The sequence below is a fragment of the Psychromonas algicola genome (genome assembly GCF_004378355.1).
Classification (GTDB): Bacteria; Pseudomonadota; Gammaproteobacteria; order Enterobacterales; family Psychromonadaceae; genus Psychromonas.
This window is the reverse complement of sequence record NZ_SNUB01000003.1, coordinates 32,546-59,158: the sequence shown is the minus strand read 5'-3', so window position 1 is coordinate 59,158 and position 26,613 is coordinate 32,546. Positions and strand designations below refer to the sequence as shown.

The window sequence follows — 26,613 nt, the reverse complement described above, 5'->3', positions numbered from 1 at the left end:
CGATTTAAGTAAAAATGTGATCAATATTTGTGAACTAATGCCTGTTAGTGTTCAAAGGAACAGCGATTAAGGATTGATAAAAAAGCATTTAACAGATGCGCTGCTTACAGAGATTATTCTGTTACAATGCTTTTTTTGACTGCTTTAAAGGGCAACAAGTGAATAAACCTCCATTAAAAAAAACCAATAACACATTTAAAGCAGGCCAGAATACGGCCAAAACAACACCTAAACGTAAACCCAAAAAAGCCTCGCATTTTAATGTAAAAAAAGCAGCTCATAAGACCTTTGTTCCTAAAAAAGCATTACCCGCTTCAATGCAGAAAATAGTTTTATTCAATAAACCTTTTGATGTATTAAGTCAGTTCACCGATGAAGGTAATCCAGAGAGTGATCGTGAAACCCTAAAAGACTACATCGACATTCCAAATATCTATGCAGCAGGTCGTTTAGATAGAGACAGTGAAGGTTTATTAGTATTAACCAATGATGGAAAGCTTCAAGCAGATATCACTCAGCCAGGCAAAAAAACAGAAAAAACCTATTGGGTGCAAGTTGAAGGCGTACCAACAGAAGCTGATTTACAGAAATTACGCAACGGCGTTGAATTAAAAGATGGACTGACTTTACCTGCAAAAGCAAAAATTATGGATAACCCAGATATTTGGGAGCGCTATCCACCTATCCGCGAACGAGCGAATATTCCAACTACCTGGATCAGCTTAACTATCTCTGAAGGTCGTAATCGTCAAGTACGCCGCATGACAGCGAATATTGGCTTTCCTACATTACGATTGATTCGTTACTCCGTTGGAGAGTGGACAATTAAAGGGCTTAAGAACGGTACTTATACTGTACTTAAAAAATAAGTTTTAATTGTAAAATCAAAACTAACATTGCTCAGACTTACTAATTATTAACAATCGAAAAAACTCAGGCTTTCAAAACCATAAGTCATAAAGCTTTTTTGTAAGGCAGATAAATGAGTTAAGTTAGTAAAGGCTTTTGTATAAAAAGCTTGGTGCAATAACGGTTGTTTAAATTCACCCTTTTCATTGCTTATTAAGCTATTAGCTAACAACTGTCGCACACGTAAAGCAATGGCTTCGCCTGAATCAACTAACTGAATAGGTTTTGTAAAACAAGCCGCTATTTCCTCTTTTAATAATGGGAAATGCGTGCAGCCTAATACCAGAGTATCAGGTATATCTTTTAGTTCAGCTGATGACCAAGGTGCGAGTATTTTATTAAATTCTTCTTGTTTAACGACTTTGCCCATCAACTTATCTTCTGCGAGTGTCACTAACTTAGTTGAACCAATACGCAATACTTTCTTTCCAGCAGCAAATTGTTCGATCAGCGTGCTTGTATAAGCTCGTTCGACGGTTCCCGGTGTAGCTAACAAACCAATCACATTATTTTTTGTGATAAATGTTGCGGGTTTAATGGCAGGTACGACACCAACAATGGGAATACTAAAATGACTGCGTAAATCATCCAGCGCAATAGTACTGGCAGAATTACAGGCAATCACAATTAAATCGGCAGGATATTGCTTGGTGAAATCTGTCAGCAATTGAGTGATACGAGTGACGAGCTTTTCTCTGGGTAGTTCACCATAAGGAAAATAGGCATTATCGAACAAATAACGACATTCAATATTCGAGTTTATGTTAATAATTTGCTCATAAACGGATAACCCACCTACACCAGAATCAAATATAAGCACGCGTTTTGCAGGCATTTTCATGTATTCCTTAATGGCTTCTTTGGCAAAAAAAGTATTTTAGCCTGTAACTGAAGTAGAAAGAAATAAATAAATGTCAGGACTTATCTAGCCAAGCGCCACTTGCTGTTTTAGAATGCCCCTCCATTTGAGTGCTATTAATAAAATAGTAAATGTTAGCGTTAGAATACAGAGGTAAAAATGAGCTTAGAATTTGTTGATCCGGATAATTATGAATCACAATTAGATGCTAAAAAAGAGCAATTCACTCAACTCTTTTCAACCTTTGAATTACCTGAATTAGAGTGTTTTTCATCTGAAAAAATACATTACCGTATGCGCAGCCAATTCCGTGTTTGGCATGAAGATGAAGATCTTTATTTTTATATGACAGATCAAGAGACTAAAGCCCGTATTCGCGTTGAACAATTTTTACCTGCTAGCACCTTAATTAATGAATTAATGCCACGTTTAGTAGAAGAACTTAAAGTTTCGCCTATTTTACGCTATAAACTCTTCCAAGCTAACTTCCTATCAAGCTTAAGCGGTGAAATAATGGTGAGTTTGCTTTATCACAAGCCATTGGATGATGAATGGTTAACTGCCATCAACGCGCTGAAACAACGCTTATCAAAACAGTTTAAAATTAACATTATTGGTCGAGCAAGAAGACAGAAGTTTATCGTTGATAATGACTTTGTTATTGAAAAACTCAATGTTGATGGACAACAATTAATTTATCAACAAGTTGAAAATAGCTTTACCCAACCTAATGCGAAAGTCTCAATCAATATGTTGGAATGGGCCATTGAATGCACTCGAAATAGTGAAGGCGATTTATTGGAGCTTTATTGTGGTAACGGTAACTTCTCTTTGGCATTGGCGAAAAACTTTAATCGCGTATTAGCAACAGAAGTTTCAACGCCATCGGTAAATTCTGCACAATTTAATATTGCGGCTAATAACATTGATAATGTAAAAATTATTCGCATGTCTGCACAGGAATTTACACAGGCAGTGAATGGTGTACGTGAATTTAATCGTTTAAAAGAAAAAAATGTCGATTTATCAAGCTACCAATGTAATACCATTTTTGTGGATCCCCCACGCGCAGGATTGGATGATGAAACGGTAAAAATGGTGCAAAATTATGACAACATTCTCTACATCAGTTGTAATCCTGAAACCTTAAAAGATAACCTTGATGTCTTTACTCAAACTCATGATATCAAGAAATTTTCTCTGTTTGATCAGTTTCCTTACACACACCACACTGAAGCTGGCGTATTTTTAGTTAGAAAATAAAAAAATTAAATAAAAAGGGCTGAATACTTTCTGCATTCAGCCCTTTTTGTTTTTAAAATTATTTGCTTGTAGTTGATTAAGCTAAATTTTTTGAGAAGAATTTCAATGTTCTATCCCAAGAAAGATCTGCCATTTCAGGTACATAACGGCCAGTAGAATCATTATGGAAGCCATGATTTGCACCTTTATACATATGCATTTCATAGTCCACACCGTATTTTTTCAAATCTGCTTCATGTTCAGGCCAGTAACCATTTACACGCTTATCAAGCTCAGCTAATTGAATTAATAATGGTGCTTTCACATTTTTTCTTAATTCAGCTTTTGCTGGTGTCCCGTAATAAGGTACCCCAGCATCAATAACATCAGGAACCGTTGCAGCTAACATATTAACAATATAACCACCGAAACAGAAACCGACAGCGCCTAATTTACCAGAGCTTTGTGGGTGTGCTTTTAAGAAAGTTGCTGCCGCAATAAAGTCTTGCTCTACTTTTGCTTTATCTAATGAGCTTTGCATTTTCTTACCTTCATCATCGTTACCAGGGTAACCACCTAATGGGTGCAACACATCAGGAGCAAAAGCAATAAATCCAGCCTTAGCCAAACGACGAGCAACATCTTTAATGTATGGGTTTAAACCACGGTTTTCATGAATAACTAAAACAACAGGCAATTTACCATTCACTTTTTTAGGTGTTACAAAGTAACCGCGCCCTTCTCCATGTCCCTTAGGTGATGGGAAATTTAAGTAAGATGCAGTAATGGAGTCATCATTAAAAGAAACTTGCTCTGCAAGTGCATAGTTAGGTAGCAAAGCAGATGAAAGCATTGCTAATGTTACTGTTGCACCTGTCATTCCCGCTAATTTTGCTAAGAAAGTACGACGGTCAATATCACCATGTGCATATTCATCATACCAATCAAATGCTTCTTGAGGTATTTGAACTGTGTTTTGTGATTCAGTTTGTAGTTGCGATGGTTTCATTACATTACTCATAGTCATGCTCTCACTATTAAAAGATTGATGTTTAAAAAAGCATTTTGTTAAATAATAGTTACACAAAAAACGCTTTCCTGTTAAAAATAACACTCGTTCAAACCATATAGGCTTTTTGAATAATTGTAAAATAATTAATCGCGATTGATTACTATTTAGACGAATAATGAGAGAGGAGTTGCAAGTTGATAATTTAAATGAAATAGAGTGAACCAAAATCCACTTTGATGATTTTAGCTAATTTAGCGATTAACAATAATTAATTCGCTTTAATATAAGAGCCAATCACAGTCACCGCGTATTGTTGCTGTATTTGCTCTAACGCAGCTGCAATGTGCGTATCTTCTTGATGTCCATCAACATCGATAAAAAAATGATAGTTACCAATCTGAGAACGTGTTGGACGAGACATAATCGACGTTAAATTTACTTTTTGCAAAGCAAAAGCATTAACGATATGACCTAACACTCCAGGGCAATCTTGTTTATTATTCACCACCAACGTTGTTTTATATTGTTTATCTTGAATGCGATCTTGAGACTTTTCAGATAGTACTAAAAAACGCGTTTGGTTATTTGCGTAATTAGTAACATCATTATCCACGAGCTTTGCATCACTCGCTTGTGTAAGTGCATGTTGAGGAATAATAGCGCCTGCTGAATGACCTTGTTGTTTAGCAAGTACTAAGGACTCAATATTACTTTGTGTAGTATGTATCTTCACTCCTTCTAGGCTGTTAATAAACTCAGAACATTGACCATGTGCAACAAACTGCACATATAAATCGGTCAGCTCAGATAACTCTTCGCAAAAGCCTACAAATGAAAATTGAATAGGTAAAAGTAATTCGGAGATAACCGATAACTGAGTATCTAATAACTTATCTAAGACAACTTGCACATAACCTTCAGAAAGATTTTCAATTGGCAAAACACCAAGTTGACAATCTTTGCCAATTGCTTCAAAAGTCTGCGACAAGGTCGCATAATACTGGATTTGTGTAGTTTGTTCAGTACTTTGAGCTTGTATTACTTTGATGTACTGCTTAGTAGCGAGATCTGAGAATGTATCTTTAGGGCCAAGTGTCGCAATAGTAAGCATAAAATACCGAGTTGTTCAAAGAGGGAGTAGATCAAAAAGACAGGCCGAAGCCTGTCATTATTTAATTAGAAATTAAAAATCCATATTGGTTTTTAATTTTTTAAGCGCGTTAGCTTCTAGTTGGCGAACTCGTTCAGCAGAAATACCATAACGAGCAGCTAAGTCGTGTAACGTTGCTTTGGGCTCACTTAACCAACGCGAACTTAGAATATCTTGGCTACGCTCATCCAATGTAGATAAAGCAGAGTACAATTTATTCTTAGTGTGAGATTCCGTATTTTCTTGTTCAACTTGAGCTTCAACACTCGCCGTTTTATCTTCAAGAAAATGCATTGGAGCAAAGTTATTATCATCGTCATCATTCACACTCAAATCAAATGAATGATCCTGCGCGTTTAAGCGAGACTCCATCTCAAGTACATCTTTAGTACTTACATTTAATTCTTGCGCAACCGCTTCAACTTCTTCTTTTTTAAACCAACCTAAACGCTTTTTAGATTTGCGTAGGTTAAAGAATAGTTTACGTTGTGCTTTGGTTGTTGCTATTTTAACAACACGCCAATTACGAATTACATATTCATGAATCTCAGCTTTAATCCAATGTACAGCAAAAGAAACAAGACGGACGCCAACGGTTGGATCAAAGCGTTTAACTGCTTTCATTAAACCGACGTTACCTTCCTGAATTAAATCAGCTTGCGCTAATCCATAACCTGCATAACTCTTAGCAATATAAGCAACAAAACGCAGATGTGACATAACCAGCTTTTTAGCAGCTTCTAAGTCACCATTATAAAATAGACGTTCTGCTAACTCTTGTTCTTCTTCAGCGGTTAGCTTAGAAAAAGAGTTTACAGATTGAACATAGGCACCAATACTTCCTTGAGGCACTAGACTCATTGAATTTATTGTTTCACTCATGTTTCACCTTTAAATACTTTGAAGTTTGAGAATGATAATTTTCTATAAGAAAACTGGCTTATTATACAACAGCAAATAAGAAATAAAATAATTAACCTAAAAAATAAGGTTAACTGGCTATCAAAAAATTAAAATAACATTTCTTTTCAAGCTTTCGTTTAATACAACGAGATAACCAGTACTGCGCTACCGTATGATTTTTTAATATATCTCTAAAATGTAAATTGTTGATACGCATAATCTGACCATCGAATAGATCAAAAGTTCCATAACATACGAGGTTACCATCAATACGGATCACCAACATTTCTTTACAATCTTTAATTGAATTATCGAGTGAAGCGTCTTCTTGAAGGGCAATTTGTTCTTGAATTAATACTTGGCAAATAGGAGAAGAAATGGGTAGCAACTTAATATCAACATTTTTCATATAAGACACCTAATATCAAACTTGCCACAGGATAATTCGTGAGGCAAGTCACATATTACATGCTAAGAGTAAGAAATCAAGCAACTAATCTTGCATTTCACTTTTATTTACTACCTCTTAATAGATATTTTCATCACTTTGGTTCAATCTGTACAAGATACTGTTTTACTGAAATAAATGAAGCCACAAAACCTAGTACTGCGCCGGTAATAACTAAAACAATAGATTCATTAAAAGTAAGTGACATTATTTCAAATTCAACTTGGTAAATGCTTGTTAAGCTGAGTACACTTGCGTGTAACCAGAAAACTAAAATTAAAGAAAAAAACCAAGCAATCACACCGCCTAAAAATCCATACCACGCACCAATATAAATATAAGGTAATTGAATAAAGCGATTGGTTGCTCCCACTAATTTCAATACTTCTATTTCAGCCCGCTGGTTCAATATATTAAGGCGGATGGTATTACTTACAATTAATAATACTGAAAGTAATAACAACGCAGCAATACCTATTACCATATCAACGACAAGATAAAAGATAGCTTGTAACTTTTCGATCCATTCAATATCGACTCTTACTAAGTCAATATCTTGTTCTCGCTCTAATTTTGCAACGAGCAACTTACTACCAGCAGCATTCCTCGCAGATTTAACTGGTGCAACAACTAAAACTGCCGGTAATGGATTTTCATCTAAATGATCTAACGCTTTTGAGAAGCCAGAAATATCTTTAAACTCCTGTAGCGCTTGATGATTTGAAATATAAGTCACTGTCTCAATATTTTCGTATAAACCTAGTTTATTGATTAATACCTGTATACGTTCTTCTGAAATTCCTTTTTTTAGAAAAAGGCTGACTTCTGAAGCACTATCCCATTGTCCTGTTACGCGTTCCATATTTTTATACATTACATGGAAAACGGTAGGCAAAGATAAAGCAATCCCTAATACTAAAATGGTCATCAACGTGGCAACAGGCGTCCTCCATAATTCAAAGAAACTTGATGAAAGCTGTTGAACATGTTGCACAATAGACGCTTTAATACGTCCAAAGTAAGAGACTTTGCTAATACGTGGTGAAACTGCAGATGATTTTTTATGCTTTCTTGGACTAGTACTCATTACGTCCTCCTAACAAACCATCATCAATCATTTCACCTTCACGTAAAGTGAGAGTGCGATAACGCATTTTAGCAATCAAACCTAGATCATGGGTTGCAATTAACACAGACATACCCGATTGATTTAATGACTCAAACAAATTTAAAATCTCAACAGAGAGTTTAGGATCCAAATTACCCGTTGGCTCATCGGCTAATAATAAAGGCGGTTTATTAATAATAGCGCGGGCAATACCAACGCGTTGCTGCTCACCACCAGACAAGTTAATCGGAAAACTATTACCTTTACCTGTTAGCCCTACTTTATCAAGCGCAGCTAAACTACGTTTTTTTATCTCATGACGGTTATAACCTTCTATTAATAAAGGTAACCCCACATTTTCTAAAACGGTACGATTCATTAATAGTCGGTGATCTTGGAAGATCATTCCGATATGACGGCGTAAATAAGGAATATCATTACCTTTAAGATGGCTAATATCATTACCATTTAAAATGATGCGGCCAGTTGTTGGTCGCTCCATCAAACTAACAAGCTTTAATAAGGTACTTTTACCTGAGCCTGAATGCCCAGTTAAAAAGGCCATTTCTTTTTGTTTTAAATGGAAATCAACCTGACTCAGAGCAGTTTGACTATCCGCATAGACCTTACTTACTCCTTCAAACAATATCATTGATTACTCTCATCTTGGTCAGCATCATTGTCTTTAGAAAACAGCGCTTCGGTAAATTCGTTAGCATTGAATTCACGTAAATCATCAATACCTTCACCGACACCAATATAACGAATAGGTAATTTAAACTGATCTGCAATTGAGAAAATAATCCCACCTTTTGCAGTACCGTCTAATTTAGTAAAGGTAACACCAGTCAAACCAACCGCTTCGTGGAATAATTTAACTTGGCTAATTGCATTTTGACCTGTACCAGCATCAATAGTTAACATAATTTCATGAGGGGCGGTTTCATCTTTTTTACGCATAATACGCACAACTTTTGCAAGTTCGCCCATTAGATGATCTTTATTTTGCAAACGCCCTGCTGTATCGGCGATTAATACATCAATACCACGAGCCGTTGCGGCATCCATTGCATCAAATAATACAGAAGCACTATCCGCTCCGGTTTGTTGTGCAATAACAGGAATATTATTGCGCTCTCCCCAAACTTGTAATTGCTCAACAGCGGCTGCACGGAAAGTATCACCCGCCGCTAACATGACTGATTTACCTTCATTCTGGAATTTTTTAGCCAACTTACCGATAGTGGTCGTTTTACCCACACCGTTCACCCCTACCATTAAAATAACGTAAGGTTTTTTAGTTTCATCAATTACTAAAGGCTGTTCAACTTCAAGTAAGATATTTGATAAGTCTTTTTTCAATAAATCATATAGGACTTCAGCGTCTTTTAGTTGCGCTCTATCGGCGTGCTCCACTAGGTTTTCGATAATACGAGTGGTGGTTTCAACACCAATATCAGCAATAATCAACTGTTCTTCTAATTCTTCGAATAAATCATCATCTATTTTTTTGCCTTTAAATAATGAAAATAATCCATTACCAAAGTTAAGACGCGTTCTTTTTAGCTTTTGCACAAAACGCGCAAAAAAACCTAATTGCTCAGCTTCTTTTTGCTCTGAGCTTAAAACTGCTTGATTATTGTTAGTTTCTTGAGCCGTTTGTTGTTCGACAGCTTCTTCTGCAACAGCAATTTCCTCTGCTTTAATTGAAGTTGCTTGCTCTTCAGCGGCTAAATCAGCAGCAGCCTGTGCAGCTAATTTTTCAGCTTCTCTATATGCAGCAAGTTGTTTTGCTTTTTCAAGATCTTCATTAACTACAGCTGAAACCTCTTCAACATCTGATGATTCCTGTGCTCTAGCTTCTATTTGCTCTTCTGTTTCCTGCTCTGGTTTCTTAGAAAACCACGAAAACATTCCTTTCTTATTCGACATTAATTAAAAACCTTACTAACAACCTGATTAGCCTGCTAAAATAGCGAGGGTATTGAACTGCTATATTAACACTATCTTGCCGGACTAAAAAATTATATGCGTAAAAATCATCGAGCTTCAACTCAAGAAAAAAGCAGAAAACCAATGACAGATGGATTTATTCGACTTATATCAGGCCAATGGAAAGGAAAAAAGTTGCCTGTTAAGGATAAACAAGGTCTACGACCTACAACTGATCGTACCAAAGAAACCCTTTTTAACTGGTTGATGCACGATATTCGAGATGCGAATTGTTTAGATTGTTTTAGTGGAAGTGGTAGCTTAGGTTTTGAAGCTTTATCTCGTTATGCAAAATATTGTACTTTTTTGGAATTAGATAAACAGGTTGCTAATCAGCTACAAACAAACCTAAACACATTAAAAATAGACAATGCACAAATCATTCAAACAGATTCATTACAGTATTTAATGCAAACAGCGACAATAAAATATGATGTTGTTTTTATTGATCCTCCTTTTAATCAAGGATTAGCGCAACCTTGTATTGATCAATTAGCATCTCAAGATCACTTAGCAGATCAATGCCTTATTTATGTAGAAGTCGAAAATACGCTCAATACGATTGAATTTCCAGAGGGTTGGTCTTTATTAAAAGAAAAAACTTCAGGCCAAGTTCGTTACCAATTATTCAGTAAAGGATAAAATATGTCTTATTTCATTACTTTTGCTAAAGGATTAATGTTAATTATTTGGGGGTTATTAATCGCTAATTTATTTATGCCTTTCCCTGGTAAAGCGGCAATGGCATTTTATTTTTTACTCGCTTTTGTTGCTGTTATGCACCTTATCCAACTACTAGTGGTTTATGGTGCTTTTGGAGAAAAGTTAGAACTCTCCAAAAAAGAGGCGATTTCTATTTTTTTCTTTGGTGTGTTTAAAATGTGGGAATTAAAAGGCCGTTTAGCCTGATAAAAATGAGTTAAGAACGATAAATAACCATAAAATTAAAAAGTCACCTCTCTGGTGACTTTTTGGTTTTTTAAGTCTAACAATAAAAATACAGGGTTATTTAACCCATTCAATAATGCCATCCACTTTTTTATTATCATTACTGACTACTAACCATTTGATGTGCTTTTCACGCATTAGCTCTTCCGCTTCTGTTAAGCGAGCATCAGCAGAAATCAAACAAGGTGTCGTATTCATCAATTGTTTAGCTTGGCTGTCAACAATACTTTGTCCAGAAATCAAGAAACGACGCACATCACCATCGGTGATCACCCCTTTTAATTCATCATTTTCTAGTACAATTGCCAAACCAGTTCTTGTTTCAGTCATCACCATTAATACATCGGTTAATGACGTTTCTGCAGCAACAATGGGTAGGTTTTCACTACGCATTTCATCACGCACAAAAGTAAGTAGGCGCTTACCTAAACTACCACCTGGATGGAAACGAGCAAAGTCCATCGGGCTAAAGTCTTTTTCTAATGTTAGCGTGTTGGCTAATGCATCACCAATCACTAAGGTTAACGTCGTTGAAGTACTTGGAGCAAGATTATTAGGGCACGTTTCTTTTTCAATACTTGCGTCTAATACCACATCAGAATGCTTCGCTAGGGTAGACGTTTTACCTCCAGTGATCGATATGATTTTATTACCAAAGTGTTGGATAGAAGGAATGATTTTTAATAGCTCATCGGTTTCACCACTATATGAAATGAGTAGTAAAACATCACCCGCAGTTACCATGCCTAAGTCACCATGAAACGCTTCACCAGGATGCATAAAAAATGATGGCGTTCCTACAGAAGCTAATGTTGCCGCTATTTTTTTACCAATATGCCCTGATTTACCCATTCCACAAACAATCACACGTCCTTTACAATTTTTCATCAATGCTAAAGCTTGTAGGTAGTCTTCTCCTATTTGCTTGCTATGTGCAGTAATAGCAGCACTTTGCACTTCAAAAACATTTTTAACTTCTTTTAATAGTTGTGATTCTGGCAATGAGAAACGAGACATGAAACTTCCTTTATATGGAGGAAAATAAAAAGCATTGGTCGGTATGAGAGGATTTGAACCTCTGACCCCTGACACCCCATGACAGTGCGCTACCAAGCTGCGCTACATACCGATGACAGCAATTTTAGTTATTTAGTATTAAGTTGCAACAAAAAACTAATATTTATAATACGGTGCGTTACGATGAGATAAAAAAATACCTGCATAGAGCAGGTATTTTATATTTAAAACATTAGTAATCTATTGATTATAAACAATCAAATTCAACTAATGGATCAACTTCAGCATCATAATCAACGCCATCAACACCAAACCCAAATAGTTGTAAAAACTCATCTTTGTAATCTTGGTAATCTGTTAATTCAAATAAGTTTTCTGTTGTGATTTTTGGCCATAGTTCTGTACATGCTTGTTGAACTTCATCACGAAGTTCCCAATCATCAAGACGTAGACGACGAGCTTCGTCAGTGGTTGGCGCACTACCATCTTGTTTAAATAATTGTGTAGTGAACAAACGGTGAATCTGTTCCATACAACCTTCATGCAAGCCTTTTTCTTTCATGATTCTAAATACCATAGAAAGGTATAAAGGCATCACTGGAATTGCAGAACTCGCTTGCGTTACTACACTCTTTTGAACTGAAACATAAGCTTCACCACCTAAAGAGGCTAATTGAGCTTGGATTGCAGCAGAAGCACGATCTAAATCTAATTTTGCTTTGCCTAATGCGCCATCCCAGTAGATAGGCCATGTTAATTTAGTACCAATGTATGAGTAAGCAACCGTTTTAACACCTTCAGCTAATACGCCAGCGTCTGCCAATGCATTTATCCAAAGTTCCCAATCTTGTCCACCCATCACGGTAACAGTGTTTGCAATTTCTTCTTCTGTTGCAGGCTCTACAGAGGCATCGATAATACAATCTTTATTAGTATCGATTGCAGTAGATGTGTAAGTTTCACCAATTGGTTTAAGGCTTGAACGGATCACTTCACCTGTATCAGGTAATTTACGCACTGGCGCCGCAACTGAATAGATAATCGCGTCAATTTGACCTAAGTCTGCTTTAATTGTGTCGATAACCAATTGCTTAGTTTCATTTGAGAATGCATCGCCATTAATACTTTTAGCGTATAGGCCATCTGCTTTAGCTTGTTTTTCAAATGCAGCACTGTTGTACCAACCAGCTGAACCAGGTTTTTTATCTGTTGCTGGTTTCTCAAAGAACACACCGATTGTAGATGCGTCGCTTCCGTATGCAGCAGCAATACGAGAAGACATACCGTAACCAGCAGAAGAACCAATTACTAATACACGTTTAGGACCTTTTTCAATTTTGCCTTGTTTTTTTGTGTATGCAATTTGTGCTTGAATGTTTTTTTCACAGCCAGTTGGGTGCGTAGTAGTACAAATAAAGCCACGGATCTTTGGTTTAATGATCATATTTTTTCGCTCTTATGGTATTTGAAACCTTTAATATAAACCTAACAATTAAACGTAAGGCTATTAATAAATCAAAGGCGTAAGTAAAAAATTATCGCTAATATACCTGTTCTCAAACAAAATGCCAAAATCTGGCACGACATTTATCGAGTTAGTAACATTTATTTAACGTTTGATTGCGGTAAGCATAAATTAGGGCGCTCACCTTGCAAGCCCATTGCTTGTTTTATAAATTGTGTTTTTAATGGAGAAACATTATTCGCCATGGTTAATGCAACATCTCTTAATAATTTCTGAATGGGATTATCACCGTTAAATAATTGTTTCAGAGATTCCATCGATGCAATCATTTGTATTGCTTCCGCTTTACGCCAACGCTCAAAATGGCGTAGATGTTGATAAAGTCCAATATCATTGCCAGCAGCGCTACATTTTAGAATCTCTTGCCCTAAACTTGCTGCATCCATTAAACCTAGGTTGACGCCCTGCCCCGCTAAAGGATGAATGGTATGTGCCGCATCGCCAATTAAAGCGACACGGTGCTTAGCAAAATCACGAGCATAGCGCATGGTTAATGGGATACTTTGTCTGTAGCCTTGCACTTCACACAAGCCTAAACGATTATCAAAATGACGATTTAATTCTTGGTTAAACGCTGCATCATCTAATGCCAGTAAAAGTTCAGCTTGTAGTGGCGGAACCGACCAAACAATGGAACTTGTATGTTGTTCATATAAAGGAAGAAAAGCCAACGGCCCTTGTGACGTGAATATTTGCCTTGCACAGGCTTGATGAATTTCTTGAGTTTTTACAGTCGCCACAATCGCATGATGCTGGTAGTCCCATTTAGTTAACGGGATATCTAGTTGTTGTCTCACCCAAGAGTTTGCGCCGTCTGCTGCAACCACTAATTTTGAAGTTAATTGTTTGCCGCTGTTTAATGTTAACCAAGCTTCGCCTTCTCCAATCGCCATATTTTGTAAGGCATCTGGGCAAAAAAAAGTGACATTTTTCTGTTGTTGAACCGCAGTTAATAAAGCAAGTTGTAAGTTTTTGTTTTCAACAATGTAACCTAGTTCTTGTTGGTTCACCTGCTTAGCATTGAATTCAATTTTACCAAAACTATCTTTTTCCCATACTTGCATGGTTTGATAAGGGGTTATGCGTTCACTGGCTAATAATGGCCAAACACCTAAATTATCGAATAGCGTTTTACTTGCAAAACTAATTGCACTGACTCTGCTTTCAGGGCTCTTTGCTAGCTCACTTGTTTCACTAGCTTCAATAATAGCGATTGATAATTCACTATTCGCAAGGCCTTTGGCTAACGTTAAACCAACCATTCCACCACCAACAATGGTGACATCAAAAGATTGCATCATGATAAATTTTCTCTGTTAAACAAATCAAACTGGCCTTTTGCTTGTTCGATAATAGGCTGAGATAAAGACGGAAACAGGCTCATTGCTTGTAGCCCGAAAGTACGAGGAATACTAAATAAATGGTACTGATTACTAAAAATACGTACCAAACTATCTGTCATTAATATGGTTTTATTGTGATCAGCTTTTCGGCATTGCCAATAATGATTTAGCATTGGGAATGAGCCAACTTTGTCAATGTCGGTTTGCGAGATCACTTCAGCTAAGACATAAAGATCACGTAAGCCTAAATTAAAACCTTGGCCGGCAACAGGGTGTAAACTGTGTGCCGCGTTGCCAATACAAACAACACGATGTGAAATAGGATGGTTTGAAGTTAACAGCATTAATGGATACACATCCCGTTTTCCGGTTTCTTCAAAGACGCCTGCACGAAATCCAAACTCTAATTGCAAGTGGCTTAAAAAGGCACTGTCGGATAAATTTTTAATGCAATCAAGATTTTTATTTTCAACACAGTAAACCACTGAAAATCGATTATCTGTTAACGGTAACAAGGCAATGGGACCACTTTCCGTAAATCGTTCGTAGGCAATACTTTGATGAGGTTGGTTACTACGAATATTACAAATAATCGCACTACGATGATAGTCGCTGCGACTGCTTTGTATATTAGCAAGCTTTCTTACTTGGCTATTGCCTCCATCTGCTCCCACGCACAATTTAGCAGTGACTTTTTGTGTATTGCTTAACTGGCAGGTGACAGATGAAATTTGCTGTTCAATATGCTCTAATTTAACGTTATACAAGGTGGTTAATGATTGAAAATCGGCGAGAGTGTGCGCCAACACTTGGCCCACATGTTGTAACTCAACCACATACCCAAAAGCTTCATCATTTATTTCAGAGGATGATTGTGGTGTTAACTCAGGAGCACCCAAATAACCACGATCCGAAACTTGAATTTGTTGAATAGATTGCGCTTTGCTTTGAATATCTTTCCATAAACCAAGTTCATGCAACACATCAACAGAGCCTGCATTTAAAGCAATGCAACGTGCATCAAAACTTGGATTTGATGCACGATCAGTCTTTATTCGCTTAGGATTTTCATCTAGCAACAATACCTTAAGCGAAGGTTTTTTTGTTAATAATGAAAGCGCCAATAATGAGCCAGACATACCAGCTCCTACGATCACTACATCATAATCTAACGTTTGCTCAGATGTTGAAATAGTGCTCATTGAAAGTGCCTCGTTATTTGTTTTAGCCATGTTGCATTAGCGTTTCAATATCTTTAATCGTTTTCGGTACGGCAGACGTTAAAACTTCATGACCTGTCGTTGTGATCAGAATATCATCTTCAATACGGACACCAATTCCTTTCCAGCGATCTTCAACATCTGCATCGTGACTAATATAAATACCTGGTTCAATGGTAATTGCCATGCCAGCTTCTAATAAACGCGGATTATCGATTGTGCCAGCCTCACCCACATCGTGCACATCTAATCCAATAAAATGTCCTAAACCATGCATATAAAACGATTTATATTTTTCTTCTGAAATCAAGGTTTCAAGGTCGCCTTTCATGATACCTAAGTTTAATAAACCTTCGCACATTTTACGTACCACTAATTTATTAATGCCTAAAACACTTATTCCTGGTTTTACATTTTCAATCGCTAATAACTGACAATCTAAAACAAGTTGGTAAATGATAGCCTGCTCTTCAGAGAAACGTCCATTCACTGGGAAAGTACGCGTAATATCGCCAGCATAACCTTGATATTCTGCACCTGCATCAATTAAGACTAAGTCCCCATTTTGCAAAGGTTTATCGTTTTCAGTGTAATGTAAAATACAAGCGTTATTACCACCAGCGACAATACTACTGTAGGCAACATCACGAGTGCCTTGTTTAGCAAATTCATATTCGATTTCTAGTTCTAATTGAAACTCTAACATTCCCGGCTTACAACGTTGCATTGCTCGTACATGTCCAAGTGCAGATATTTCGCCAGCTTTACGCATTAAATCTTGTTCAGCAGAGCTTTTGAATAAACGCATTTCATGTAATTGCGGTTGCCAATTTAAGAATTGATTTGCAGTAATCAAACCACTTCGTGATTTATTACGTAAAGAGGTTAATACGTTTTGTAAACGTTGATCTAAACTCAATCCACTTAAAACAGGGTAATAAATATTTTCAATATCCGTTAATAATTGACTTAATTGCACTTCAAAATCATCAATTGGAAAAGCATCATCAATTTGCAATTCAGTAATAGCGGCTTCTTGACCTAAACGATAGCCATGCCAAATTTCAGCCGTTTTATCTTTCTTACGGTTAAATAAAATAGTTTTAACACACTCTTCTTTTTTAATAAGCACTAAACAAGCATCAGGCTCATTAAAACCACATAAATAATAAAAATCACTATTTTGACGAAAACGAAATTCAGTATCATTACTGCGCGTTAATTCTTGGTTTGAAGGAAAAATAGCAATACTGTTATTTAGCAATGTGTCAGCAAATAGTTGACGGCGAGTTGTAAATTCAGTCATGTAGCCTCGAGATTAATGAAGAGTATTAGAAACGGGAGAGCTAGTTTTACGAGAAAACGTATTAAAGCAGACCATTGCACTTATTCGAAGATACTCAACAATTTCAGTAAATGCAATCTCAGAATCTTCGTCTTCTTGTTCAAAATCCAAAGACAATTGCGAAATATCGCGAATATCACGGATCACTTCTTGAACATCTTCTGGGGCTTGATTTAAGTTTTGTTGTACCATACCAAATCCCACTAGAAAACCTTGAGACCATTGCGCCATCGCTTCTGCGCGTTCATCCAAGGGTTTTTCATCATCGGGTAATAGCAAGTTGAAACCTAAACCATCGTCACTACATTGTTTGACAACATCGGCATAAAGATCAGAGATTAAGGATTTAATCACTTTTGGTAAGGCCATTCCTTCATTAACGACATCATTAAATAATGGCTGCCAACTGTTATCATCAAGGGCAATACCACCACAAACAAATCCGGCCAACACGCCATGTGTTTCCGACGCATTGGTAAATAAATCAGCATCTTCAAGTGCTTGTGATATTTTTTCGAAATTGGGTAAAACAGAAGAACTCATAGCGACACTCTTAATCAACAAGGAATAATCCAAGCATTCTATCATCCACAGGATCTCGTCGCTAGTAACTACTTGAAACTTGATAGCTAGCTCGATATAGTTCGCGCGTAATCTCATATTTTTGAAAGGGAAGTTTACCTAGCCCAATCTATCATACTAACGAGGTCGTTTATGGCACAGCTTGATATCAATATTTTAGGCCAACAATACAAAATAGGCTGCCCCGATGGCGAGCAAGATAGTTTATTACAAACCGTCGCTCAGGTAGATGAACACTTAAAAGAATTAAGAATGTCCGGTAGAAACTTACGTAATGAACAATTAATTGTGATGGCAACGCTAAATTACCGACACCAACTCAATACATTACAAGCAGAAAACCAAGCAAAAACCGAAGAACTTAATCGCCGCATCGAAAAGCTACAAAATGCAATTTCAGGTGTATTAGATAAAAAGCCATCCACAGAAACAACGGCATCAGTCAATCAGGATGAAGTGGCTTCATAAAAAGCAGCAATGACTGATGTAATTTTCAACACTTCGATCACCTTTTATACAATTGAAATACACTTTTTTTAAAAAACAAAAGCTTTGATCAAATTTAAAGAATTTTGTCCATAAACCCCTTTTAAAACCGATTAAATACAGGTACAGTTTATTTAATCCTCGGGCACCCGTTAATCTTGACTAAGTCCCTGAGCCGATAAGCTTTACCTTGGTGAATTCGGTTGGATACTATTGTGTAAACTCGGCTAGTATCGAGAAACCTACGGTATACACGAATACGCCACCTTGACCTTCGGGTTCAAGGTCAAAGTCAATAGCGGTGCCCCTGGATTACCTATCCACTATATAAATTACCATTTAAACGTTTTCTTTGTTATCTTCTGTGTACCTGAATTTTAATTAAGTTTTTAAACAACAATGAACGATACGATTTCTGAACAACGAGATGCAATACGTAAAACTATCAGAGCATCACGTAGAGCATTAACTAATGAAGCTCAGCAAAATGCATCTGAAAAATTACTCAGCACTTTAATCACTCATCCTAAAATACTTAAAGCAAAACGCGTATCTGTTACTTTAGCTTATGATGGTGAAATCGATTTAACCTGTTTTATTGAATGGTGCTGGCAACAAAATAAACAGGTTTACTTACCTGTGGTGCATCCTGATGAACCAGGACAATTAATCTTTGTTGAATATACGCTAAATACTGAAATGGATATAAACCGTTACGGTATTAAAGAGCCAAAATTAATTATTGAAAATTCATGCTTTGCCAATACTTGTCCCGTTACTGAATTAGATATTGTATTCACCCCATTGGTTGCTTTTGACCAACAGGGGAACCGAATTGGAATGGGTGGCGGTTATTACGACCGTTTACTAAGCCCTTGGTTTGAAAAGCAAACTGGACCTTACCCTATCGGGCTTGCACATGATTGTCAGTACCTAGATGCACTACCTATTCAAAACTGGGACGTCCCCTTGCCTGAAATCATTACCCCAACTCATCATTTTTGCTTTTAATTTAAGCAAATTATTTACACTGTTTTAAAAAATATAGCTTAAATTTAAAGCGCAATTGAGGGTATAATCGCGCCCATTGAAAAGCATAACCCTCAACTCAACAGGATACCAACCGATGACTCAAGATGATAAGAAAAAAGCAGCCGCTTATGCAGCCTTAGAATACGTTGAAAAAGACACTATTGTAGGTGTAGGCACAGGCTCAACGGTTAATCATTTCATTGATGCATTAGCAACAATCAAAAACAGTATCATAGGTGCAGTATCCAGCTCAGAAGCATCAACAGCAAAATTAAAAGAATACGGCATTGATGTATTTGATTTAAATGAAGTGTCTGAATTAAGTGTATATGTCGATGGTGCAGATGAAATCAATAAATACAATCATATGATCAAAGGTGGCGGTGCTGCATTAACGCGTGAAAAGATTGTTTCAGCTGTTGCAGATAAATTTATCTGTATCGTTGATGATACAAAAAATGTTGATGTATTAGGTGAATTTCCATTACCTGTTGAAGTGATCCCAATGGCGCGTAGTTATGTTGCTCGAGAACTCGTTAAGCTAGGCGGTGATCCTGTTTACCGTGAAGGCGTGATTACTGATAATGGTAATGTCATTCTTGATGTTCATAACATGCAAATTGCTGAACCATTAACATTAGAAAACCAAATCAACTCAATTGTTGGTGTAGTAACCAATGGATTATTCGCAAATCGCGCAGCTGATGTTGTATTAGTCGGCACAGAAAATGGCGTAAAAGTTTTAAAATAAATTAATTAAATGATCCAATTCCATACAAAAACAAGGGATTGGATCAATAGATACGCAAATTGTAATAAGTTGTTTCATTTTTTCATATACAAAATAACAGTCTCAGATTCACAATAGCGTTAAATTTTGGTACTTTACCCACACTAAAATTGTTCGTATAAAATTACTTGTCCACTACCTTGCAAACGTAAGGCCCTAAGGAAATAAAATGACGAAGTTTTCACTCAATAAAGATAAAATCAAAGTTCTTCTTCTAGAAGGTTTACACCAGAGTTCACTTGATACATTCACTGACTCGGGTTACACCAATATCGAAAGCATTAAAACTTCGTTAAGCGATGAAGAATTAATCGAAAAAATTAAAGACGTTCATTTTATTGGTATTCGTTCTCGTACTAACTTAACGGCTAAAGTTTTAGAAGCAGCTGACAAATTAGTTGCTATTGGCTGTTTTTGTATTGGTACAAACCAAGTTGATTTAGAGGCAGCTCAAGCCAAAGGTATTGCGGTATTTAACGCACCTTTTTCAAATACACGAAGCGTTGCGGAGTTAGTACTAGGCCAAGCATTATTACTATTACGCGGCGTGCCAGAACGAAACGCAAAAGCACACCGTGGAGAATGGGATAAATCAGCAACACAATCTTATGAAGCTCGTGGTAAAAACTTAGGTATTATCGGTTACGGTCATATCGGTATGCAATTTGGTATTTTAGCTGAAGGTTTGGGCTTTAATGTTTATTTCTATGATGTTGAAAGCAAATTACCACTAGGTAATGCGACACAAGTTAACACCATGGAAAAACTATTATCAATGTCTGATGTTGTAAGCTTACACGTTCCTGAAGTGGCTTCTACAAAAGATATGATGGGTGCAGAGCAATTTGCACAAATGAAAGATGGCGCCATTTTCATGAATGCCGCTCGTGGTACTGTTGTTGATATTCCAGCACTGTGCGATGCACTACGTAGCAAAAAACTAGCGGGCGCAGCGGTTGATGTATTCCCTACTGAACCAAAATCAAACAAAGAACAGTTTGATTCTCCATTACGTGAATTCGATAACGTGATCCTAACGCCACATGTTGGCGGTAGCACGCAAGAAGCACAAGAAAACATTGGTTACGAAGTAGCAGGTAAATTAGTTAAATACTCTGATAACGGTTCAACATTATCATCTAAAAACTTCCCTGAAGTATCTTTACCGATACATAAAGGAACGAGCCGTTTATTACATATTCACAAAAACCAACCAGGTATCTTAACTAAAATTAACTTAGCTTTTGCTGATAACGACATCAACATTGCATCTCAATACCTACAAACAAATGCAAATATTGGTTATGTAGTGATTGACGTAAACAGTGAAGATGCTGATACAGCGCTACTTAAATTAAAAGAAATTGAAGGTACAATTCGCGCACGTTTATTAAATTAAGCATCGCTTACTGGCCATAAAAAAGGGACTTTCGAGTCCCTTTTTTGCTTTTATAAAAACCCAATACGTAAAATCATTTAAATACTGTTGATAAACTTTCAGCTAGATACGGAACTTCAGTTTCTCTTAATCCAGCGATATTAATTCGCCCACCACCGACGATATAAATACCAAACTCTTCTCTTAAACGTATTAATTGCTCTTTGTTGGTTCCTATTACTGAGAACATACCTTTGTGTTGATTAATAAAGTCAAATTGCTGCGTGCCAGTTTGCTCTTTTAATGCATCAACTAATAAAGAACGAACATTTAAAATACGCATTCTCATTTCTGTGACTTCAGATAGCCATTGTGTTTTTAACGTTTCATCTTGCAATATATGACGCACAATAGCGGCACCATGATCTGGTGGCATAGTGTAAGTACTTCGTGCACATTCAATAATGCGCCCTTTAATACACTCACTTTCTGCTAAGTTATTAGAAGCAACAATCGCAACTCCCGTTCTTTCTCGATATAAACCAAAGTTTTTAGAGCATGAACTTGCCACAAAATACGAAGGAACACGTTCAGCAAGATAACGAAATCCAGCCGCATCTTCTTCAATTCCAACAGCAAAGCCTTGATAAGCCATATCGATAAAAGGTAAGAATCCTGATTTGATTGCCATCTCTGTAATTGCTTGCCAAGCAGCAAAACTAATATCTGCACCCGTCGGGTTATGGCAACATCCGTGTAATAACACCACATCATTTTTTCCTAACTGAGATAATGTCTCCAACATTGCAACTTCATTAACTGTTTTTGTTAACGGATCAAAATAAGGATAATAAGCAACTTCAAGACCCGCTGTTTTCATAATAGGTGCATGGTTAGCATAACTTAAATCACTCATCCAAATTTTAGCAGTGGGATTAGCGAGTTTAATTACATCAGCTAATAACCTTAATGCACCACTTGCACCGGGAGTTTGTACCCCTACCGCACGAGAACGACTGGCATTATCACCTAACACTAAATTGATCATCTCAGCATTAAACTGCTCGCATCCAGCTAACCCCACATAAGCTTTGCTTTGCTGGCTTTCTAACAAATATTTTTCAGCAACTTTCACTGAAGGCAATACTGGCGTCAAACCTTGCTCATCACGATATACACCGATACCAAGATTTAATTTTTGCGCATGACTATCTTGCTGGTAGGCAAAAGATAAAGACAAAATAGGATCTTTAACTGCGGGTTGAAGCTGTTTAAACATGATCGATTTACCTTAATTTTAAAATGAATACATCATAATAGGATTAATGCATATTACGCCAATTTAAGCGGAAAACATGCTCGAATTTATCTTTAATTCGCGTTTATATTTACTCTCTAAATAAAATAAATACATTATTAATTTTGATGGGTTGCCATAAAAATTCTTTACTTGCTTCACCATGGTTAAAGACAATACGTAAAGACTTTGCTGACGCTAAATCCGTTAAAGTATTTACCCGCTCATTTTCACTATCCTGTGAAGTTATTGCTAATACAATTCCCTTGTTGGCAATATAATTCCTTAAGATCTGTACATTTTTCTCTTCATATAACGCATCTTGACTTGATGTAATAGCCTGCATCATTTGTTCAACCTGTTGCTGTTGACTTGTTTGGCTGCAGGCGACTAAGAGGAGTAACAAGCTCACCATTAGACATTGATAGGTAAAACGTTTCACATGTAATTCCTTGTTTTTAATAAAAAATGCACCAAATTAGTTAATTCTTTTTAACTTCTTCAAGAATAAAATCCCGAAAAACCTGATTTGCTCGGGAGAGATAACTATCTCGACGCCAAGCTAAACTAAGGTCAATACAAAAAGGTTCAACGAAAGGACGTGTAGTGAGTTCATCATCATCTTGAATCGCAACTTTCCACATAGGAGAAATAGCATAGCCTTTACGTATCACTGACTTTACTAATGGTAAAAGGTTACTTGTAAAGGCGATTTTGGGACTTTCTTTTTCTTTTTGGCAAATTTTATCAATCAAAGAGTGATGATAAAAACCTTTACCAAATAGGATTAATTCATGCTTAAGAAAATCTTTATATTCAATTCGCTCAAACTCAGCCAATGGGTGATCTGCCGCCATAGCCACCACCATTTCTTCTCGTATTAATTTGCCACTTTCAAATTCTGGTGGCAAATCATGGTCGGCAACGACACCTAACTCTAAATCTCCATCAAGTAGTTTTTTACGAATACTACGTGTACCAGAATCAACGATATTAAGTTTTAAAGCAGGATATTGATGTTTAAAAGCCATCACGAGTGGAGGAAAAAAGTAAGACCCCAACATAGGCGGCACACCGATTTCGACTTCACCTTGATCTAACCCTTCAATCGCTTGCATTGCTAACTTAGCATCTTTTGTTTGCTTTAATATTTGCTTGGCATGCTGTAAAAACTTTTCCCCTGCTTCGGTTAGGCTAACGCCTCTATCTCGTCGATGTAACAAAGGCATATTAAGCTCATTTTCAAGTTTTTTAATACTTGCGCTAATTGCAGGCTGAGCTAGGTATAAATGACGAGCAGCAGCAGAAATACTACCTGTTTCAACAATTGCGACAAAGTGTTGTAGTTGTCTAAATTCCATTTATTTCTCCAATTTAATGCCTTGAATCTTACCCATAAATTATATCTATGGATAGCATAAAAACAACAGAATATATTTATTGATAATAGAGGGCTATCATCGCACCATCTTTCACATCACTTATATAAAAAATGAAAAAATTAACGCATTACAATCGCTTAGTTCTCGCAGTCTGTCTTTCTTCAATTGTAACCTTTTCTAATATTTATTGGTTACACCCCTTGTTACCAACATTACAGCAAGAGTTTAAAATTTCTTTACTCGCCGCAAATTTAGCGATGTCCGCACCATTACTTGGTATGGGGTTAGGGTTACTAATTTTTGCCAGCGTTTCTGATTCAATAGGTCGACGTTCAATTTTAGTAAAAGGTATGATAGCGGGATTATGCGTATCTTTGTTGCTACCACTGGTTGAAAATTACACTTTATTCTTATCATTAAGATTTATACAAGGCGCGTTATTATCTGCTTGTCCAGCGATTGCAATCCCACTACTTGGAGAAGAGTTAAGAAAAAGTTGGTTACCAGCCGCCGTAGGGTTTTACATTGCATCTAATTCTATTGGAGGGATAAGCAGTCGTTTAATCGGTGGTACTTTTGTTGAATTATTAGGAAGTTGGCAAGCAACTGGGCTCTTAATTGCAGTTATTACCTCAGTGTTATTTCTTGTTGTTTACTTGATTGTGCCAAAGCAGCGTCATTTTACTGCACAAAAGTTTAAGATAATGCCAAGTTTAAATATGTTTATTAAGCATTTACAACGCCCACAATTAGTCATTATTTATATGGTCATCGGCTTAGCCTTTGGTTGTTTTGTTAATCTATTTAGTTACTTAATGACGGTATTAGAAGGTGCACCTTATCAATTACCTAGTGGCATTCGTAGTTTGATTTTTATTACCTTTTTGGGTGGAACCACCAGCGCTTCTCTAGCCGGTAAATTTTCTAAAAAACATGGCCAATTAGCCGGTGTGGCAACGGGAGTATTTATTATGTTGGCGGCAAATATACTCTTAAGTAATCAACACCTTTCTATGATGATCATAGGTATGATCATGATGGCTTTTGGATTCTTCTTTTGCCATGCTCAAGCAAGTACTTTAGTTGGGCGAACAGTAAAAAAAGGAAGAGGCAGTGCACAAGCACTATATAGCTTATTTTATTATACGGGAGCAAGTTTAGGCGTATTTTTTGTTGCACCTTTTTATGAAAACTGGGGCTGGCAAGGTGTCATAGCAAGCACAAGTATTGCACTGATTGTTTGTTTAGGATTATTGGCTATCTACCAAGTTAAATTTACTCTTCATCATAAACATGTAACCCCTTCTATTTAAGGCTACAAAAAAAGCACCTAATGCGATTAACATTAGGTGCTTTCAATAAGTATTTTTAGCAATATTTTAAAATAATATTCTAAAACTAAACTCTAGAATAATGCTTTTAGAATTATGTCTACAAAGCTAAACAGTTAGATCACTGAAAGTTCTACAGAGATATTGCCACGTGTTGCATTTGAATATGGGCAAACTTGATGTGCTTTTTCTACTAATGCTTCAGCAGCAGTTTTATCCATATCACCTAGTGATACAGCCAATTTAACAGCAATACCAAAACCGCCTTCGATTGGACCAACAGACACTTCAGAATTAATAAAAACATCTGCTGGTAGTTTAATTTTTTCAGCGCCAGCAACAAATTTAATGGCACCGATGAAACAAGCAGCGTAACCAGCCGCAAATAATTGCTCAGGATTTGTACCTTGGCCGTCATCACCACCTAAACCTTTAGGTGTTGATAAGTTCACATCTAAACGATTGTCATCAGATTTAGCAACACCTTCTCGTCCACCCGTTGCTGTTGCTTTAGCTGTATAAGCGATTTCTTGTAATACATTCATAATTAACTCCAAAGTTACATTGATTGATCAATAAATTTATTTTTCGTGCAAAATAATAATCAAGAAAAATAACAATTGCAAATATTTTGCATGCAAATTAAAATATTTATTTGAGGAGAGCTTATGCCATTCGAACAATTACAATTAAAAAATCAGTTATGCCATCGCTTATACATGGCATCAAATAGTATTGCTCGAGCATATCGAGAACCGTTAACTGCAATAAATTTAACTTATCCGCAATATGTTGTAATGATGGCTCTATGGGAGAAAGATAAAATAACCATTGCAGAACTCATTGATAAAACTGCCATTGATGGAGGCGCGTTAACACAGATATTGAAAAAAATGACAGATAAAAACTTGCTTGAAGTCATTAAAGATAAGCACGACAAACGAAAACGTTTAATTAAATTAACTGAGAACGGCCAAGCCTTAAAACTAAAAGCAATTGATATTCCAAGTAAAATTCGTTGTAAATTTAATAGTATTGATGCCGAACAAGCACAGCAATTAATGAGTATTTTAGATTTAGTGGTTAAAGATTTAAACAAACCAGAGTAATGCTTCGTATAATGCACATAACCCCTTCAGCAATGAGTATAGAGCTTCTTACTCGATTAATTAAACGTAATAAACCATCATAACCTTTTAATTTACTTCTGTGTTATAGAGGTGTTATGGAAGGTTTTAAGCTATTTGTTGTAATTTTTATAAACTTCAAAGGTAACATTGAACTCGTGTTGCATGATTAAAAAGGCAATAAAAA

General features: G+C 36.5%; 28 protein-coding genes, 1 tRNA gene and 1 other RNA gene. 11 read left to right on the top strand and 19 right to left on the bottom strand.

What is annotated here, in order from left to right:
- Positions 1-158: 158 nt before the first annotated feature.
- Positions 159-869, top strand: a complete 711-nt coding sequence (locus E2R67_RS02230; RefSeq protein WP_243836931.1) for an rRNA large subunit pseudouridine synthase E — start codon at positions 159-161, stop codon at positions 867-869.
- A 47-nt stretch (positions 870-916) separates the two neighbouring features.
- Here E2R67_RS02230 and murI read toward each other — a convergent pair whose 3' ends face one another.
- A complete protein-coding gene (gene murI / locus E2R67_RS02225; protein ID WP_243836930.1) occupies positions 917-1,750 on the bottom strand; it encodes a glutamate racemase in 834 nt (277 codons plus the stop codon).
- A gap of 177 nt (positions 1,751-1,927) precedes the next feature.
- Here murI and trmA point away from each other — a divergent pair, with 177 nt between their 5' ends.
- Positions 1,928-3,031 carry a tRNA (uridine(54)-C5)-methyltransferase TrmA gene (gene trmA, locus E2R67_RS02220; RefSeq protein ID WP_134289310.1) on the top strand — a complete coding sequence of 368 codons (1,104 nt, stop codon included), beginning with the start codon at positions 1,928-1,930 and terminating at the stop codon, positions 3,029-3,031.
- 76 nt (positions 3,032-3,107) lie between these two features.
- Here trmA and E2R67_RS02215 read toward each other — a convergent pair whose 3' ends face one another.
- From E2R67_RS02215 to ftsY, 7 genes are all read right to left on the bottom strand, one after another.
- Positions 3,108-4,031: a dienelactone hydrolase family protein gene (locus tag E2R67_RS02215; RefSeq protein WP_243836929.1), complete on the bottom strand. Its 924-nt coding sequence runs from the start codon at positions 4,029-4,031 to the stop codon at positions 3,108-3,110.
- 259 nt (positions 4,032-4,290) lie between these two features.
- Positions 4,291-5,133: a prephenate dehydratase gene (locus tag E2R67_RS02210; protein ID WP_134289309.1), complete on the bottom strand. Its 843-nt coding sequence runs from the start codon at positions 5,131-5,133 to the stop codon at positions 4,291-4,293.
- A 72-nt stretch (positions 5,134-5,205) separates the two neighbouring features.
- Positions 5,206-6,054, bottom strand: a complete 849-nt coding sequence (gene rpoH / locus E2R67_RS02205; protein WP_134289308.1) for an RNA polymerase sigma factor RpoH — start codon at positions 6,052-6,054, stop codon at positions 5,206-5,208.
- A gap of 109 nt (positions 6,055-6,163) precedes the next feature.
- Positions 6,164-6,484 (bottom strand): hypothetical protein, encoded by a 321-nt coding sequence (locus tag E2R67_RS02200; protein ID WP_134289307.1) that lies wholly within the window; start codon positions 6,482-6,484, stop codon positions 6,164-6,166.
- Positions 6,485-6,617: 133 nt separating this feature from the next.
- The gene (gene ftsX / locus E2R67_RS02195) at positions 6,618-7,610 is read right to left on the bottom strand and encodes a permease-like cell division protein FtsX (RefSeq protein WP_134289306.1); all 993 of its coding nucleotides are present in this window, start codon (positions 7,608-7,610) and stop codon (positions 6,618-6,620) included.
- On the bottom strand, positions 7,600-8,283 hold the full coding sequence (ftsE, locus tag E2R67_RS02190) for a cell division ATP-binding protein FtsE (RefSeq protein WP_134289305.1): 684 nt from the start codon (positions 8,281-8,283) through the stop codon (positions 7,600-7,602). Before ftsE ends, ftsX begins: the two co-directional genes overlap by 11 nt.
- Entirely contained in the window at positions 8,280-9,563 is a 1,284-nt protein-coding gene (gene ftsY, locus E2R67_RS02185) for a signal recognition particle-docking protein FtsY (RefSeq protein WP_134289304.1), read from the bottom strand. Before ftsY ends, ftsE begins: the two co-directional genes overlap by 4 nt.
- Before the next feature lie 96 nt (positions 9,564-9,659).
- Here ftsY and rsmD point away from each other — a divergent pair, with 96 nt between their 5' ends.
- Both rsmD and E2R67_RS02175 read left to right on the top strand, forming a co-directional pair.
- Entirely contained in the window at positions 9,660-10,265 is a 606-nt protein-coding gene (rsmD, locus tag E2R67_RS02180; RefSeq protein WP_134289303.1) for a 16S rRNA (guanine(966)-N(2))-methyltransferase RsmD, read from the top strand.
- Positions 10,266-10,268: 3 nt separating this feature from the next.
- Positions 10,269-10,532, top strand: a complete 264-nt coding sequence (locus tag E2R67_RS02175; RefSeq protein WP_134289302.1) for a DUF1145 domain-containing protein — start codon at positions 10,269-10,271, stop codon at positions 10,530-10,532.
- Between the two features lie 96 nt (positions 10,533-10,628).
- On the opposite strand, the gene E2R67_RS02170 is transcribed toward E2R67_RS02175, so the two are convergent.
- The 7 genes from E2R67_RS02170 to E2R67_RS02140 all read right to left on the bottom strand — a co-directional run bounded on the left by E2R67_RS02170 (position 10,629) and on the right by E2R67_RS02140 (position 17,564).
- Positions 10,629-11,588 (bottom strand): KpsF/GutQ family sugar-phosphate isomerase, encoded by a 960-nt coding sequence (locus E2R67_RS02170; RefSeq protein ID WP_134289301.1) that lies wholly within the window; start codon positions 11,586-11,588, stop codon positions 10,629-10,631.
- Between the two features lie 35 nt (positions 11,589-11,623).
- A tRNA-Pro gene (locus tag E2R67_RS02165) sits at positions 11,624-11,700 on the bottom strand.
- 135 nt (positions 11,701-11,835) lie between these two features.
- A complete protein-coding gene (gene fabV, locus E2R67_RS02160) occupies positions 11,836-13,032 on the bottom strand; it encodes an enoyl-ACP reductase FabV (protein WP_134289300.1) in 1,197 nt (398 codons plus the stop codon).
- A 161-nt stretch (positions 13,033-13,193) separates the two neighbouring features.
- Positions 13,194-14,414, bottom strand: a complete 1,221-nt coding sequence (locus tag E2R67_RS02155; protein WP_134289299.1) for an FAD-dependent monooxygenase — start codon at positions 14,412-14,414, stop codon at positions 13,194-13,196.
- Positions 14,411-15,658 carry a 2-octaprenyl-6-methoxyphenyl hydroxylase gene (gene ubiH / locus E2R67_RS02150; RefSeq protein ID WP_134289298.1) on the bottom strand — a complete coding sequence of 416 codons (1,248 nt, stop codon included), beginning with the start codon at positions 15,656-15,658 and terminating at the stop codon, positions 14,411-14,413. Before ubiH ends, E2R67_RS02155 begins: the two co-directional genes overlap by 4 nt.
- A gap of 22 nt (positions 15,659-15,680) precedes the next feature.
- A complete protein-coding gene (pepP, locus tag E2R67_RS02145) occupies positions 15,681-16,982 on the bottom strand; it encodes a Xaa-Pro aminopeptidase (protein ID WP_134289297.1) in 1,302 nt (433 codons plus the stop codon).
- Between the two features lie 12 nt (positions 16,983-16,994).
- On the bottom strand, positions 16,995-17,564 hold the full coding sequence (locus E2R67_RS02140) for a UPF0149 family protein (protein WP_134289296.1): 570 nt from the start codon (positions 17,562-17,564) through the stop codon (positions 16,995-16,997).
- Positions 17,565-17,735: 171 nt separating this feature from the next.
- Between E2R67_RS02140 and E2R67_RS02135 the strand changes: the two genes are divergently transcribed.
- From E2R67_RS02135 to serA, 5 genes are all read left to right on the top strand, one after another.
- Positions 17,736-18,071, top strand: a complete 336-nt coding sequence (locus E2R67_RS02135) for a cell division protein ZapA (protein ID WP_134289295.1) — start codon at positions 17,736-17,738, stop codon at positions 18,069-18,071.
- 152 nt (positions 18,072-18,223) lie between these two features.
- Positions 18,224-18,406, top strand: a non-coding RNA gene (gene ssrS / locus E2R67_RS02130) — 6S RNA.
- 82 nt (positions 18,407-18,488) lie between these two features.
- Positions 18,489-19,100 carry a 5-formyltetrahydrofolate cyclo-ligase gene (locus tag E2R67_RS02125; protein WP_134289294.1) on the top strand — a complete coding sequence of 204 codons (612 nt, stop codon included), beginning with the start codon at positions 18,489-18,491 and terminating at the stop codon, positions 19,098-19,100.
- Between the two features lie 115 nt (positions 19,101-19,215).
- On the top strand, positions 19,216-19,872 hold the full coding sequence (gene rpiA, locus E2R67_RS02120) for a ribose-5-phosphate isomerase RpiA (RefSeq protein ID WP_134289293.1): 657 nt from the start codon (positions 19,216-19,218) through the stop codon (positions 19,870-19,872).
- Between the two features lie 208 nt (positions 19,873-20,080).
- Positions 20,081-21,310, top strand: coding sequence for a phosphoglycerate dehydrogenase (serA, locus tag E2R67_RS02115; protein ID WP_134289292.1), 1,230 nt, complete (start codon positions 20,081-20,083; stop codon positions 21,308-21,310).
- Between the two features lie 73 nt (positions 21,311-21,383).
- On the opposite strand, the gene E2R67_RS02110 is transcribed toward serA, so the two are convergent.
- The 3 genes from E2R67_RS02110 to E2R67_RS02100 all read right to left on the bottom strand — a co-directional run bounded on the left by E2R67_RS02110 (position 21,384) and on the right by E2R67_RS02100 (position 23,947).
- Positions 21,384-22,568: an amino acid aminotransferase gene (locus tag E2R67_RS02110; RefSeq protein ID WP_134289291.1), complete on the bottom strand. Its 1,185-nt coding sequence runs from the start codon at positions 22,566-22,568 to the stop codon at positions 21,384-21,386.
- A gap of 109 nt (positions 22,569-22,677) precedes the next feature.
- A complete protein-coding gene (locus E2R67_RS02105) occupies positions 22,678-23,028 on the bottom strand; it encodes a hypothetical protein (RefSeq protein WP_134289290.1) in 351 nt (116 codons plus the stop codon).
- A gap of 40 nt (positions 23,029-23,068) precedes the next feature.
- Positions 23,069-23,947, bottom strand: a complete 879-nt coding sequence (locus E2R67_RS02100; RefSeq protein WP_134289289.1) for a LysR family transcriptional regulator — start codon at positions 23,945-23,947, stop codon at positions 23,069-23,071.
- 131 nt (positions 23,948-24,078) lie between these two features.
- Between E2R67_RS02100 and E2R67_RS02095 the strand changes: the two genes are divergently transcribed.
- Complete coding sequence (locus tag E2R67_RS02095; RefSeq protein WP_134289288.1) at positions 24,079-25,281, top strand: MFS transporter; 1,203 nt, start codon at positions 24,079-24,081, stop codon at positions 25,279-25,281.
- Between the two features lie 134 nt (positions 25,282-25,415).
- Here E2R67_RS02095 and E2R67_RS02090 read toward each other — a convergent pair whose 3' ends face one another.
- On the bottom strand, positions 25,416-25,844 hold the full coding sequence (locus E2R67_RS02090; RefSeq protein ID WP_134289287.1) for an organic hydroperoxide resistance protein: 429 nt from the start codon (positions 25,842-25,844) through the stop codon (positions 25,416-25,418).
- Between the two features lie 123 nt (positions 25,845-25,967).
- Here E2R67_RS02090 and E2R67_RS02085 point away from each other — a divergent pair, with 123 nt between their 5' ends.
- Complete coding sequence (locus tag E2R67_RS02085; RefSeq protein WP_134289286.1) at positions 25,968-26,408, top strand: MarR family winged helix-turn-helix transcriptional regulator; 441 nt, start codon at positions 25,968-25,970, stop codon at positions 26,406-26,408.
- Positions 26,409-26,613 lie beyond the last annotated feature (205 nt).